Origin of the sequence: Acinetobacter sp. SAAs474 (assembly GCF_032823475.1) — a bacterium.
Classification (GTDB): domain Bacteria; phylum Pseudomonadota; class Gammaproteobacteria; order Pseudomonadales; family Moraxellaceae; genus Acinetobacter.
Genome location: NZ_CP127915.1, coordinates 316,908 through 330,766 on the forward strand (window position 1 = coordinate 316,908; position 13,859 = coordinate 330,766).

At 38.6% G+C, this 13,859-nt stretch carries 10 protein-coding genes; 6 read left to right on the forward strand and 4 right to left on the reverse strand.

The annotated features are described in order from the left end of the window. Positions 1-106: 106 nt before the first annotated feature. From nagZ to pta, 4 genes are all read left to right on the forward strand, one after another. On the forward strand, positions 107-1,129 hold the full coding sequence (gene nagZ / locus QSG86_RS02510) for a beta-N-acetylhexosaminidase (protein WP_317030058.1): 1,023 nt from the start codon (positions 107-109) through the stop codon (positions 1,127-1,129). Between the two features lie 232 nt (positions 1,130-1,361). Next, positions 1,362-2,630 (forward strand): glutamate-5-semialdehyde dehydrogenase, encoded by a 1,269-nt coding sequence (locus QSG86_RS02515; RefSeq protein WP_317030059.1) that lies wholly within the window; start codon positions 1,362-1,364, stop codon positions 2,628-2,630. Positions 2,631-3,266: 636 nt separating this feature from the next. Continuing rightward, the gene (locus QSG86_RS02520) at positions 3,267-4,484 is read left to right on the forward strand and encodes an acetate kinase (protein ID WP_317030060.1); all 1,218 of its coding nucleotides are present in this window, start codon (positions 3,267-3,269) and stop codon (positions 4,482-4,484) included. A gap of 60 nt (positions 4,485-4,544) precedes the next feature. After that, positions 4,545-6,680: a phosphate acetyltransferase gene (gene pta, locus QSG86_RS02525; RefSeq protein ID WP_317030061.1), complete on the forward strand. Its 2,136-nt coding sequence runs from the start codon at positions 4,545-4,547 to the stop codon at positions 6,678-6,680. A gap of 209 nt (positions 6,681-6,889) precedes the next feature. Here pta and QSG86_RS02530 read toward each other — a convergent pair whose 3' ends face one another. Continuing rightward, positions 6,890-7,831 (reverse strand): bifunctional helix-turn-helix transcriptional regulator/GNAT family N-acetyltransferase, encoded by a 942-nt coding sequence (locus QSG86_RS02530; protein WP_317030062.1) that lies wholly within the window; start codon positions 7,829-7,831, stop codon positions 6,890-6,892. A gap of 255 nt (positions 7,832-8,086) precedes the next feature. Between QSG86_RS02530 and QSG86_RS02535 the strand changes: the two genes are divergently transcribed. Beyond that, complete coding sequence (locus tag QSG86_RS02535; protein WP_317030063.1) at positions 8,087-9,610, forward strand: fumarate hydratase; 1,524 nt, start codon at positions 8,087-8,089, stop codon at positions 9,608-9,610. Between the two features lie 70 nt (positions 9,611-9,680). After that, positions 9,681-10,211: a DUF2059 domain-containing protein gene (locus tag QSG86_RS02540; RefSeq protein WP_317030064.1), complete on the forward strand. Its 531-nt coding sequence runs from the start codon at positions 9,681-9,683 to the stop codon at positions 10,209-10,211. Between the two features lie 101 nt (positions 10,212-10,312). Here the strand turns inward: QSG86_RS02540 and clpX are convergent, their stop codons facing one another. The 3 genes from clpX to tig form a co-directional block, all read right to left on the reverse strand. Continuing rightward, positions 10,313-11,623, reverse strand: a complete 1,311-nt coding sequence (gene clpX, locus QSG86_RS02545) for an ATP-dependent protease ATP-binding subunit ClpX (RefSeq protein WP_317030065.1) — start codon at positions 11,621-11,623, stop codon at positions 10,313-10,315. A 22-nt stretch (positions 11,624-11,645) separates the two neighbouring features. Continuing rightward, positions 11,646-12,257: an ATP-dependent Clp endopeptidase proteolytic subunit ClpP gene (gene clpP, locus QSG86_RS02550; RefSeq protein ID WP_317030066.1), complete on the reverse strand. Its 612-nt coding sequence runs from the start codon at positions 12,255-12,257 to the stop codon at positions 11,646-11,648. A 196-nt stretch (positions 12,258-12,453) separates the two neighbouring features. Then, entirely contained in the window at positions 12,454-13,785 is a 1,332-nt protein-coding gene (tig, locus tag QSG86_RS02555; RefSeq protein WP_317030067.1) for a trigger factor, read from the reverse strand. Positions 13,786-13,859 lie beyond the last annotated feature (74 nt).

Below are 13,859 nucleotides of genomic sequence, written 5' to 3' on the forward strand. Positions count from 1 at the left end.
TTGGATGAATCGTATTAGTTTTATCATATTCTATGCTGACAAAATGTAGCAAATGATTGCAAAATATAGTTATTGTTTTAATTAAAATTTAAATTTGGATACATATATGATTGGCGCACTCATGCTCGATATCGCGGGTACAACGCTTACACAAGAAGATATTCAACTATTACAAGCGCCTCAAGTTGGAGGCGTCATTTTATTTGCACGTAATATTGAGTCTCCAGCTCAAGTACGTCAACTTACAGACCATATACGTCAAATTCGTCCAGAAATTTTAATTGCTGTTGATCAAGAAGGTGGACGTGTTCAGCGTTTAAAACAAGGTTTTACCTTATTGCCTGCAATGGGAAGATTTGGTGAACTATATCAAACGGAACCACTAAAAGCACTTGATTTAGCAGAGCAATGTGGCTGGTTGATGGCCACAGAAGTTCTGGCTGTAGGAATTGATTTTAGCTTTGCACCTGTATTGGACCTTAATCATATTAGTGATGTGATTGGTGATCGAAGCTTTGCCACTACAATTGATGCCATCATTCCATTGGCCAATGCCTTTTTAACAGGCATGAAAGCTGCAGGAATGGCCACAACAGGTAAACATTTTCCAGGTCATGGCTCAGTAAAGGCAGATTCACATATTGCGGCGGCCATTGATTCTCGTCCTTTGACAGAAATTCAAGCCCAAGATATGCAAACCTTTATTCAATTACAACCGCAATTAGATGCCTTAATGCCTGCACATGTCATTTATGACCAAGTTGATGCACATCCAGCAGGTTTTTCAAAATTCTGGTTACAAAAAATACTCCGCCAAGAATTAAAATTTGATGGTGTCTTATTTTCAGATGATTTAAGTATGCAGGCAGCAGGCATTGCTGGTGATGCAGGCGCACGTATTTTAGCAGCACTCAATGCTGGCTGTGATATGGGCTTAGTATGTAATGATCGAGAAGCTCAGCTGCTTGCACTCAATGCGATTGAAAACCAACCTCACCCCAACCAGCAACGCCTAGAACGTATGCGTGGCAAAATTCCTCATCTAGATATTGGCGATTGTTTAGATTTAGGTGAAAAATGGCAACATGTCCGTGACATCATCAGTGCCTTTAGAGCGTCCCAAGCCTAAATATCTATAGATCACACTGTCTGCTTTATCGATGGTAACAGCAGGCAGTTTGATCGATTAGAAGATAATGCTCCATAGCAAATATCTAATTCAACCATTTAGAAACCTAATTCAGTTGATCTATCGCGTTACTTCATGCTGTTGTTTTTGACTTTTTTAAAATTTGAGGCTTCATTGTCTATGCATAGACTGTTAATATCCTTGATGAACATTTCTAAGTGATCAAACCGCGATGCAAGAATCTATTCAACAATATATGCAAACGGTAGGACAACAAGCACGCCAAGCAGCAAGTGTTTTGGCTAGTGCTTCTACCCAAACTAAAAACAATGCCTTATCTGCAATTTATTCGGCATTAAAAGCCAATGAAAATGCAATTTTAGCGGCAAATCAAATTGATATGGACAAGGCACATCTCAATCAACTCGATAGTGCTTTACTTGATCGCTTAGAACTCAACCCCAAACGCTTCCAAGCCATGCTAGATGGTTTACAAGATGTTATTGCTCTTACTGATCCAATTGGAGAGATTACTGATTTAGCCTATCGCCCATCTGGAATCCAACTGGGTAAAATGCGTGTCCCGCTTGGTGTCATTGGTATGATTTATGAATCACGCCCAAATGTTACTCTTGAAGCAGCATCATTAGCGATTAAATCAGGTAATGCCATTATTTTACGTGGTGGTTCAGAGGCATTAGCATCAAACCAAGCCATTGCACAAGCAATACAACAGGGCTTAAAACATGCAGCACTACCTGAGACAGTGGTACAAGTGATTAATACCACCGACCGCGCCGCAGTCGGACAATTAATCACACTTTCTGACTATGTCGATGTGATTATTCCGCGTGGTGGTAAAGGACTGATCGAACGTATTACACAAGATGCACGTATTCCTGTGATTAAACATCTCGATGGCAATTGTCATGTTTTTGTTGAAGCACAAGCTGATTTAAACAAAGCATTAGCGATTGCACTCAATGCCAAAACCCATCGTTATGGTGTATGTAATGCAATGGAAACATTGCTGGTTGATCAAGAAATTGCTCAGATTTTTCTACCGCAAGTAGCCGCTTTATATGCAGAAAAACAAGTTGAACTGCGTGGCTGTCCAGTAACACAAGCCATTTTAGTGGATCAATCCGTTAAAGCGGCAACAGAACAAGACTGGTATGAAGAATATTTAGGACCAACTCTCGCGATTAAAGTGGTTGCAGGCATAGATGAAGCAATTGCGCATATCAATCAATACGGCTCACATCATACCGATGCCATCATCACCGAAAACTTTAATCTGGCGCGTCAATTTTTAGCACGTATCGATTCTAGTTCAGTGATGATTAATGCATCAACCCGTTTTGCTGATGGCTTTGAATATGGTTTAGGTGCCGAAATTGGTATTTCGACCGATAAAATTCATGCACGTGGTCCAGTGGGTCTGGAAGGACTTACATCACAAAAATGGATTGTATTTGGTGATGGACAAATTCGTCAATAATGTGATAACCGATCACAGCAGAACCACACGGATCCAGTGATTCTGCTCCATATCTATTTTGCAATTCAGTAATATCAGATATTTTTAAGTTCGACTATGCTGTGGTATGCAACAGTATGGTCTATTTGCAGCATATATTTTAATTGCATCATCATGCTGCTGGCATACTTTAGCCACCTCAAAGCCTATCACCATCCACAAAATATCATCTTTATTTTAGGTTCACTTAAACAATCATTAAATAAGATGGCAGTTAAAAAAATAATTTCATATATCAAATTATTGTTATACATGTATTTTTAGATATAAATTCTCATTTTAAACGTCATACCAGTTTTTAATTCTCATAAATTGTTATAAAAATAATATAGATTTTAAATTTAATTTATTATATTGATATAGAACAAATACAGCAATTGGCCTGACTGACTGCAACATTTAATTAATAAATGAAAACTATCAACTGATAAATTTTAATTATTATCGTCATTTTAGTCGATTGTGCTTAAGTCTAATCTCCTAAAGTCTATCTAGGAGGATAAAAAATCTCATGATAAAACATATACTATGATCAAGATGATAAATATTTGATCAACATCAGGGAACCTATTTCAATTAAAATTCGGGTAAAACGACGTGTCTACATCAATCTTAGTTATTAACTGCGGTTCATCATCCATTAAATATGCTCTTGTATCGGATCGACGTGAAGACCGCATTTTTGGCCTAGCAGAAAACTTAGGTTCTCCTGAAGCACGCATTAAAGGAGTTAGTGTCGGGGGTGAACCTTTAGAATTAGCCATTCCAAATGCTGATCATGAAAAAGCATTAGAAACTATTCTAGAACGCCTATCACACTATAATCCTCAAGCGATTGGGCATCGTGTTGTCCATGGTGGGACTCTAACTAAAGCAGAATTATTAACACCAGAAATTATTGAACGTATTCGTGAAGCAACACCACTTGCGCCACTGCATAATCCGGCACATTTAGTGGGAATTGATGCCACAATGCGCCTATTTCCTGAGTTACCTCAAGTTGCGGTATTTGATACAGCATTCCATCAAACCATGCCTGCACATGCATATCGCTATGCAGTACCAAAATTTCTCTATACTGAACATAATGTCCGCCGTTATGGCTTCCATGGCACTAGCCACGCTTATGTTTCAGACCGTGGTTCTGAAGTTGCAGGCAGTTTCCGTCAAGGTGGATGGTTAACGGCCCATCTCGGTAATGGTAGTTCAACCTGTGCGATTTGGAATGGTCAAAGTATTGATACTTCTATGGGTCTAACGCCACTTGAAGGTGTTGTCATGGGAACTCGTAGTGGTGATGTTGATCCAAGTATTCATAGTTTCCTCGCATCAAATCTTGGTTGGGATATTTATAAAATTGATAAAATGCTCAATAGCCAAAGTGGTTTGTTAGGTCTCTCTGATCTATCCAACGATATGCGTACATTGATTGAAGCATCTGAACAAGGCAATGAAGATGCAGCACTTGCAATTGAAGTATTCTGTTATCGTTTAGCAAAATCTTTGGCTGCTTTAAGCTGTGGCTTACCACGTATCGACGGTTTATTCTTTACTGGTGGAATTGGTGAAAACTCTGCCTATATCCGTGAGAAAACTATTTCTTACCTCCCTCATTTTGGCTTTAATTTAAGTCAAGAAAAGAATAATCAACTCAAACGTGGTACCGAAGGTCAAATTGATAATGGGACTGGACCACAAATTTGGGTTATTCCAACCGATGAAGAAGGCCGTATTGCAAAAGAAACAGAGCATGTAGTTGCAACAGAGGTTGCAGCGACTGTAAAAAAGCTTGAAGCTGAAGCTGTGCTTGTTTAAAACAAGCATTGCTTTTTAACATCAACCTTGGCCATTTTGAACATTATTTAGATTTTATTTATGAAAACAATTTTATTAGTTCCTACCGGTGAAGGTGTCGGTTTAACTTCAGCATGTTTAGGCTTAATTTATGCTTTAGAATGCCAAGGTGTTAAGGCTGGATTTCTCAAACCTTTTTCACAAGAAGCACATCATACTGATTTAGACCGTACCACAGTTTTATATTCTCATCTGTTCCAGAATCAAACCGTTGAACCTATTGCTTATGAAACGGTTATTCGTCAACTTAACGATGGTCAGTTAGATGAGCTATTAGAAGATGCTGTGGCAAAACATCGACAAATTGCCAAATCGCATGACTTAATCATCGTGGGTGGCGTGGTACCAAATAGTCAGGATTCATTTGCATCAGAATTAAATGCTGCTTTGGCCAAAGCATTAAATGCTAAAGTCATTATTGTTAGTAATGCAGATATTAAACAACCTTTTGCTACAGCAGACAAAGTTGAAAATCAATTACGTCAATATCAACGTGAACGTATTGCTGGCGTATTATTTATGCGCACCAAGGGTTTATCAGAAGAAGCTGCTCAGATCCCTGTAACCCTTGATCCTAGCTTACGTTTAACGGATCATATCGATCAGTTCAGACAACAAATTCAAAAAACACATGCGCATATTGGCTCTATGCAATTACCTATTTTAGGTTTAGTGCCTTTTAGTAATACATTAAGTGTGCCACGTGTATCCGATCTAGCGGCACAAATTCAAGCCGATTGGATTAATTCAGGTGAAGCGCATCTTCGTCGCGTACTGCACAGTAGTTTAATCGCATCTAATATTGAATACGAAGTCGATAAGTTTGTTGCTGGTGAACTGATTATTAGCGGTTCTGATCGAATTGATGTGTTATTGGCTGCGAGCTTGGCCAATAGTCATGGTACACCTTTAGCTGGTTTAGTCTTAACCGAACATCATCAGCCGAACCATAAAATTCTTGAATTTTGTCAGCCTGCTTTAAAAAATGGCTTACCAATTCTCTATACACCACTCAGTACCTTTGAAACAGCAAAACGATTAGCCAATTTTGGCAACGAAATTCCAATGGATGATACTGAACGTGCTGAACAAGTTACACGTTTTGTCTCTAGCCATATTGACCCTGAATGGTTAACACAGCAATTACTGTATGGTCACTATCAGGTTCGTTTATCACCTTCTGCATTTAGACACGAACTGGTTCAAAAATCAATTGCAGCAAAAAAACGTATTGTACTACCAGAGGGTGATGAACCTCGTACCGTACAAGCAGCAGCAATTTGTCAATCACGTGGTATTGCACATTGTATTTTATTGGCAAAACCTGATGCTGTATTTGAAGTGGCTAAAGCACGTGGTATTGAACTGCCAAGCGATCTTGAAATCATCGATCCAGATGTTATTCGTGGTCAATATGTTGAGCCAATGGTTGAGCTTCGCAAAGGTAAATTAAACGCATCACAAGCGTTAGAGCAACTGCAAGACAGTGTGGTTTTAGGTACCATGATGCTGGCTTTAGATCAAGTCGATGGTTTGGTTTCCGGTGCTGTACATACCACAGCGAATACTGTGCGTCCAGCATTCCAACTCATTAAGACAGCACCCGAATATTCTCTGGTTTCATCAATTTTCTTTATGTTGCTACCTGATGAAGTCTATGTCTATGGTGACTGTGCCATTAATCCAACACCAGATGCAGCCCAACTGGCGGAAATTGCTATCCAATCTGCCGATTCAGCAAAAGCATTCGGTATAGAACCACGTATTGCCATGATTTCATATTCAACGGGTACCTCTGGAGCGGGTGCAGATGTTGAAAAAGTGGCTGAAGCAACTCGTATTGCCCAAGAACGTCGTCCAGATTTATTGATTGATGGACCATTACAATATGATGCAGCTTCAGTAGAAAGTGTTGGACGTTCAAAAGCACCAAATTCTCAAGTTGCAGGTCGTGCCAATGTATTTATTTTCCCTGATTTAAATACAGGTAATACCACCTATAAAGCAGTACAACGTGCAGCAAATGTGATTAGTGTTGGACCAATGTTGCAAGGTCTGAATAAACCAGTCAATGATCTTTCTCGTGGTGCTTTGGTGGACGATATTGTCTTTACTATTGCATTAACCGCAATTCAGGCAGAACAGCAAGCAAATTAAGTTTTTCAGCACCACTCAATTCTAGAATTGAGTGGTATTTTTTTCATCATTGATCCGCTATTCTTTATCACAGCAGTATCCAGCAACGACAATAAAACATTCTAATCAATAAAAAAACAACCAGATCATATGATATCAAATCAATTCAATATCCACAGTACACCTATCCTGATTACACTTTATGCATCTGCAATCTAAGTAGCATGTGTCTAATACATTTTTTTTAAATCTTTCAGCATACAAATACCGCAGCTATTATGCCCTGTATTTCCGATACGCTGATCGAGTAGTTTAAAGCCATATGCCTGATATAAACCAAGTGCAGCACTTAATTCATGTAAGGTTTCTAAATAGCAGTAGTGATATCCCCATGCACTCGCCTGATCAAGTGCAAATTGTATTAAACGACGTCCTATTCCTAAACCCGTGATATCACGATCAATATAAAGCTTTTGTAATTCAACATAAGCAGAAGAAGCACCTTGCAAGGGCGCCAAACCCACCCCACCCTTAACCTGTCCTTGTACTTCGATGACCCAATAGCCTGCCCGAGGGATTGCATAGATTTCACTTAAACATTCAAGGCCAGGATCATTTAAACTTACCCCCTCTAAATGATCAATTTGATGATCACGAAAACTCTGACGAATGACTTCAGCAATTGCGAGATTATCTTGTGCTTGAATAGGTCGAATCTGTATTGCCATTTCTCGATGTTGACGTGCATATTTTAAAGCTTTTGCCAATTGTATAGCGGTATCTTTAAATTGATCACGCTGCATCGGTGAACAAAATGCCAACGCATCTAAAGTAAATTGATTCGCATCTCGATGAAGATTACTTAATATGGCCTGACCATGTGCTGTTAGACTAAATTTAACCGTTCTGGCATCATCCAGAGACACTTGACGTTGAATAAGATCTGCATACTGTAAAGATTTTAAGGTCCGACTCATACTTGATTTTTCGACACATAATTTTTGTGCTAACGTCGTCACCCCCAAACCCTCTGGTGCCAAATCTAATTCAATAAGAATATGACTCTGTAAGGGTGATAAATCATGACCACAAGTGGTTCGATTTAACATGCCAAGCTCTCGTACCATCTCTCTTAATGTTGCTCGAAATAATTCAACCTCTTCTAGTTGCATTCTGTTACCTCAATGATGATTGCATATTTAGTTAACATTGTTAACCAAAAACTCGCATAAATCTATACCACGCTAAATAACTTTAGTTTAAATTAATCATCACATTAGAAAATTTCATCTTTAAAATTATTTAAATCATTTGACCAACTGATTTGATTAAACTTTTCGGCAAAGTGTGGTTAAAACACCCACAAAAGTAGCTTTTTATCTTATAATTTAGCCCGCTAGCTAACAGCCCGCTCAAGAGATTTTGATATGACAACTATTATCAAGCAAGATGACTTGATCACATCAGTAAAAGATGCGCTTCAGTTCATTTCATACTATCACCCACAAGACTTCATCCAAGCCATGAGTCGTGCGTATGACCGTGAAGAAAACAAAGCGGCAAAAGATGCCATTGCACAAATTCTCATCAACTCTCGTATGTGTGCAGAAGGCCATCGTCCAATCTGCCAAGATACAGGGATTGTTAACGTATTTGTTGAAATCGGGATGGATGTTAAATTTGATTTAACCATGAGTCTTGACGATGCAATTAATGAAGGTGTTCGTCAAGGCTATTTAGAAAATAGCAATGTGTTACGTGCATCTGTACTTGCTGATCCTGCATTTGGTCGTAAAAACACCAAAGATAATACGCCTGCTGTAATTTATCATAAACTTGTGCCAGGCAATAAAGTCGATATTACCGTTGCAGCCAAAGGTGGCGGTTCAGAAAACAAATCTAAATTAGCCATGCTTAATCCATCTGACTCTATTGTCGACTGGGTACTTAAAACTGTGCCAACCATGGGTGCTGGCTGGTGTCCACCAGGTATGCTGGGAATTGGGATCGGTGGTACTGCCGAAAAAGCCATGATGCTTGCTAAAGAAGCGCTCATGGAAGAACTCAATATGGACGAATTATTACGCCGTGGTCCACAAAATAAACTCGAAGAACTACGTATTGAAATCTTTGAAAAAGTGAATGCTTTAGGGATTGGTGCACAAGGTTTAGGTGGTTTAACAACCGTTCTTGATATTAAAATTAAAGACTATCCATGCCATGCTGCAGGTAAACCTGTCGGCATGATTCCAAACTGTGCCGCAACTCGTCATGCTCACTTCCAATTAGATGGTTCTGGTGTTGCGCATATTCAAGCACCTAAACTTGAAGACTATCCAAGCGTGACTTGGGATTCATCTTCTTCTAAACGTGTCGATCTCGATAATATCACACAAGAAGAAATGAACTCATGGAAACCAGGCGATACTTTATTACTGAATGGTACTATTTATACTGGTCGTGATGCTGCACATAAACGCATGGTTGACATGCTCAATAAAGGTGAACAACTTCCTGTAGATTTAAAAGGGAAGTTTATTTATTACGTTGGCCCTGTCGATCCAGTCGGTGATGAAGTGGTTGGTCCTGCTGGTCCAACAACAGCAACACGTATGGATAAATTTACACGTCAAGTCCTTGAAGCAACTGGCTTATATGGCATGATTGGTAAAGCAGACCGTGGTCCTGCTGCTGTTGAAGCAATTAAAGACAATAAAGCCACTTACTTAATGGCTGTTGGTGGTGCTGCATATTTGGTATCCAAAGCAATCCGTGAAGCAGAAGTTGTTGCTTTTGCTGATTTAGGAATGGAAGCCATCTATAAATTTGTCGTAAAAGATATGCCTGTTTCTGTAGCTGTAGATGTCAATGGCACATCAATCCATGCGATTGCACCTAAAATCTGGCAAGCAAAAATTGGGAAAATTCCTGTAGTAGATGCTGCAAAATAACAACATTATGCTTACATTAAACTTAAAAAGCACTCTATGATTAGGGTGCTTTTTTATTGGAATATAACGCATGAATTTTATAAAAAAATTTGGGATATCAACACTACTACTATCTCCAATGATGCTATATGCAGCAGCACCGACTCAGCAACAGATTACTCAGTTGATGGACATTACCCATGTTGATCAAATCAGTCAAAAAACAATTCAGCAATTACGACCGGTATTTCAACAACAAGCCGATGGAATCGTAAAAAACTATGTTAAAAAAACAGAACTCAATCATCAAGAACAACAGATTGCCAATGAGATCGCTGAAAAACTCTATCAAAACGCCATACGTTCCATGGACTGGAAAAAACTACAGCCTATTTTAGAAACGGTTTATCGTGAAGTTTTTGATGCAAAAGAGATTCAGGCACAAATCAATTTTTACTCAACCCCTGAAGGTCAATCGATTCTGCAAAAATCACCTTTATTGGCACAAAAAACGCTTGAACTGATGAATACCCAGCTCATGCAATCCATGCAAAGCTCTGAAGCAGAATTTGCCGAAATTAATCAAAAGTTAGCAGCGCTCAAACCTATTCAATCAAAATAATCGACTCATCATAAAAAATGCGCAAAAAGCATTGGCTTTTTACGCATTTTCTTAAACATCATTGATGCTATTGCAGCAGCATAGTAACAGTGAATATAGGTTTAAGCAGTTTTTGAATCCAGTACTTTAAGATCAACTTTATCTACTTGAGGCTGCTCAGCTTTCACTTGGCGCTGTGGTTGAAACTCTGGTTTAGCATTTGCGTTAATCACCGCTTCAGTGACCACAACTGTACCAACATCTGTACGACTTGGTAAATCATACATGGTTTCAAGCAGAGCATTTTCCAAGATTGAACGTAAACCACGTGCGCCAGTATTGCGCTCTAATGCTTTTTTTGCAACCGCACGTAACGCAGTATCTTCAAAGATCAAGTCAACATTTTCCATATCAAATAGATATTCATATTGACGTGTTAAAGCATTTTTAGGCTCAGTCAAAATCTGCATTAATGCAGATTCATCCAACTCTTCTAAAGTTGCAATGACGGGTAAACGACCAATAAATTCTGGAATTAAACCAAACTTAACCAAATCAGTCGCTTCTACTTGACTAAATAATTCAGACAGTTTTTTACTCTCATCCTTATTACGAACATCTGCAGTAAAACCGATACCACCTTTCTCTTGACGTTGCTGAACAATTTTCTCTAAACCAGAAAATGCCCCACCACAAATAAATAAGATATTCGAAGTATCAATTTGAATAAACTCTTGCTGAGGATGCTTACGTCCACCTTGTGGTGGAATAGAAGCCACAGTACCTTCAATCATTTTAAGTAATGCTTGTTGAACGCCTTCACCAGAAACATCACGTGTAATAGAAGGATTCTCTGATTTCCGTGTGATTTTATCAATCTCATCAATATAGATAATGCCTTTTTGTGCTTTATCTACATCATAATCTGCTTTTTGCAATAGTTTCTGTACAATATTTTCAACATCTTCACCCACATAACCTGCTTCGGTTAATGTGGTTGCATCTGCCATTGCAAAAGGTACATCAAGTAAACGTGCCAAGGTTTGTGCCAATAACGTTTTACCTGAGCCCGTTGGCCCAACCAATAAAATATTGCTTTTGGCAATTTCAATGGCATCATCGTTTTTATGACCATCATGGCTGACTTTTAAGCGCTTATAATGGTTATATACTGCAACTGATAATGTTTTCTTTGCAACATCCTGACCAATCACATATTGATCGAGTGCAGCACGGATTTCATGTGGTTTCGGTAAAGGTTTACTTGCCCATTCACCAGCGTCCACTTGCTGGCTGGTTTGCACTAAATCTAAGCATACGTCCACACATTCATTGCAGATATATGCGTCCTCACCTGCAATCAGTTTCCCGACTTCAGACTGCGTTTTACCGCAAAATGAACAATGCTTTTGTCCTTGAGGATGTTCGGACATATTGACTCCAATACTAATGTTTTTAAATGGATGGACGTTTAGTTAATACTTCATCGACTAAACCATAATCTTTTGCTTGTTGAGCCGTCATAAAATTATCACGATCAGTGTCTTTGGCAACTTGTTCGTAATCCTGACCACTATGTTCTGCCATGAGTCGATTTAAACGTTCTTTAATAAATAAAATTTCACGTGCATGAATTTCAATATCAGAAGCTTGACCACGGAAACCACCTAAAGGTTGATGAATCATAACTCTTGCATTTTCAAGACAATAGCGTTTACCTTTTGCACCAGCATTTAATAAAAATGCACCCATCGATGCTGCTTGCCCCATACAGTAGGTCACAACATCAGGTTTAATAAACTGCATAGTATCGTAAATTGCCATACCCGCTGTTACGGATCCACCCGGAGAATTAATATATAAATGAATATCTTTTTCTGGATTTTCAGCTTCTAGAAATAATAACTGTGCCACAATTAAATTGGCCATATTATCTTCTACTTCACCAGTAAGAAAGATCACGCGCTCGCGTAAAAGGCGTGAATAAATATCAAAAGAACGTTCACCACGAGAAGATTGCTCTACAACGACTGGTACTAAAGCGTTTTCAATTGTTGGAACATACATAGGTTTATTTATTCCTAAAATTTATTGTGCGTTAACTCATGAGCACAATATGAGGGATAATGATTAAAATTGCAAAAGATTCCCACATAAATCAGCGATATTTTTATATATGCTTTGTGAACCAGAACGCGATAAACTGGCGTATCAAAGAATAAAAATGGCGCTTAAAAGCGCCATTTTTTAGACCAACTGCACATTAGCCTTGCTGACGTGCTTGTTGCTCTTTAAGCAATTCTTCATAACTAACTGTTTTATCAGTAACTTTTGCAGAATCCAAGATAAAATCAACCACTTGATCTTCAAGTACAACAGCTTCAATTTGAGCACGTTGTTGCTTATCATTTTTAAAGTATTCAATCACTTCTGTTGGATCTTCATATGAAGATGCCATATCTTCAATATATGCCTCAACACGTGCTTGATCTGCTTCAAGTTTAGCATCTGCTAAAATACGGCTAACCAATACACCGAGTTTAACAGATTTTTCAGCTTGCTCTTTAAACAATTCATCTGGCAACATGCTTGAATCAAATGCTTTTGCACCTTGAGCACCAAACTGCTGTGTAAACTGTTGAATCATTTGTTGGCGTTGACGATCAACTTCTTGTGCTACCATTGCAGCAGGAAGTTCAACTTCATTTGCTGCAACCAATGCATCAAAAGTCGCACCTTTAATTTGGTTACGTAAACCATTTTTCACTTCACGTTCCATATTCTTGCGAACGTCAGCTTTAAGTTTATCAATACCATCTTCTTCAGTTAAACCAAATACTGCTAGGAATTCAGCATCAACTTCTGGAAGTTTTTGTTTTTCAACTAATTTAACATTAATGGTAAATTGTGCAGTTTTACCTGCAAGGTTTTCAGCTTGATAGTCTTCAGGGAAAGTTACTTCAATCACTTTCTCTTCGCCTTTCTTCATGCCAACGATGCCATCTTCAAAACCTGGAATCATACGGCCTGAACCTAATACCAGTTTAAAGTCTTCTGCAGCACCACCTTCAAATTTTTCGCCATCAATTGAACCTTCAAAATCAAAAGTGACTTGCATGTCTTTTTTTGCCATGCCTTTTGTTTCAGTCCAAGACGCACGTTGTTTTTGTAGATTTTCAATCATTTGATCGACATCTTTATCTGTCACTTCAGATGTTTTACGTTCTACATCCAAACCTTCAAATTTTACGTCTACTTCAGGATAAACTTCGACTGTTGCTTCATATACTAAAGCATCATCTTTCATTTCAGTTTTTTCAATGTTTGGCATACCAACAGCATTGATTTTTTCTTGCTGAATCGCTTCAAAAACTGTGTCACGGATAATGTCATTGACCACTTCTTGGTAAATTCCAGCACCATATTCACGACGTACAACGTCTACTGGCACTTTACCTGGACGGAAGCCGTTAATCTTCACAGTTTTGGCAGTGCGTTTCAAGCGAGCTTCAAATTGCTCGTTAATACGGCTCGTCGGTACAGAAACATTTAAACGACGGGCTACGCCCGAAACCGCTTCAGAAGTTACTTGCATGGCTTCCTCGATATAATTAATCATTACAGTTTTATAAAAAGTGCCACATTATATGACAACATTGCAAGATATAC

What these genes read in the sequence shown, in the direction of transcription:
- nagZ (WP_317030058.1), top strand. Translation starts at nt 107, where the DNA reads ATGATTGGCGCACTCATGCTCGATATCGCGGGTACAACGCTTACACAA.
- QSG86_RS02515 (WP_317030059.1), top strand. Translation starts at nt 1,362, where the DNA reads ATGCAAGAATCTATTCAACAATATATGCAAACGGTAGGACAACAAGCA.
- pta (WP_317030061.1), top strand. Translation starts at nt 4,545, where the DNA reads ATGAAAACAATTTTATTAGTTCCTACCGGTGAAGGTGTCGGTTTAACT.
- QSG86_RS02530 (WP_317030062.1), bottom strand. Translation starts at nt 7,831, where the DNA reads ATGCAACTAGAAGAGGTTGAATTATTTCGAGCAACATTAAGAGAGATG.
- QSG86_RS02535 (WP_317030063.1), top strand. Translation starts at nt 8,087, where the DNA reads ATGACAACTATTATCAAGCAAGATGACTTGATCACATCAGTAAAAGAT.
- QSG86_RS02540 (WP_317030064.1), top strand. Translation starts at nt 9,681, where the DNA reads ATGAATTTTATAAAAAAATTTGGGATATCAACACTACTACTATCTCCA.
- clpX (WP_317030065.1), bottom strand. Translation starts at nt 11,623, where the DNA reads ATGTCCGAACATCCTCAAGGACAAAAGCATTGTTCATTTTGCGGTAAA.
- clpP (WP_317030066.1), bottom strand. Translation starts at nt 12,257, where the DNA reads ATGTATGTTCCAACAATTGAAAACGCTTTAGTACCAGTCGTTGTAGAG.
- tig (WP_317030067.1), bottom strand. Translation starts at nt 13,785, where the DNA reads ATGCAAGTAACTTCTGAAGCGGTTTCGGGCGTAGCCCGTCGTTTAAAT.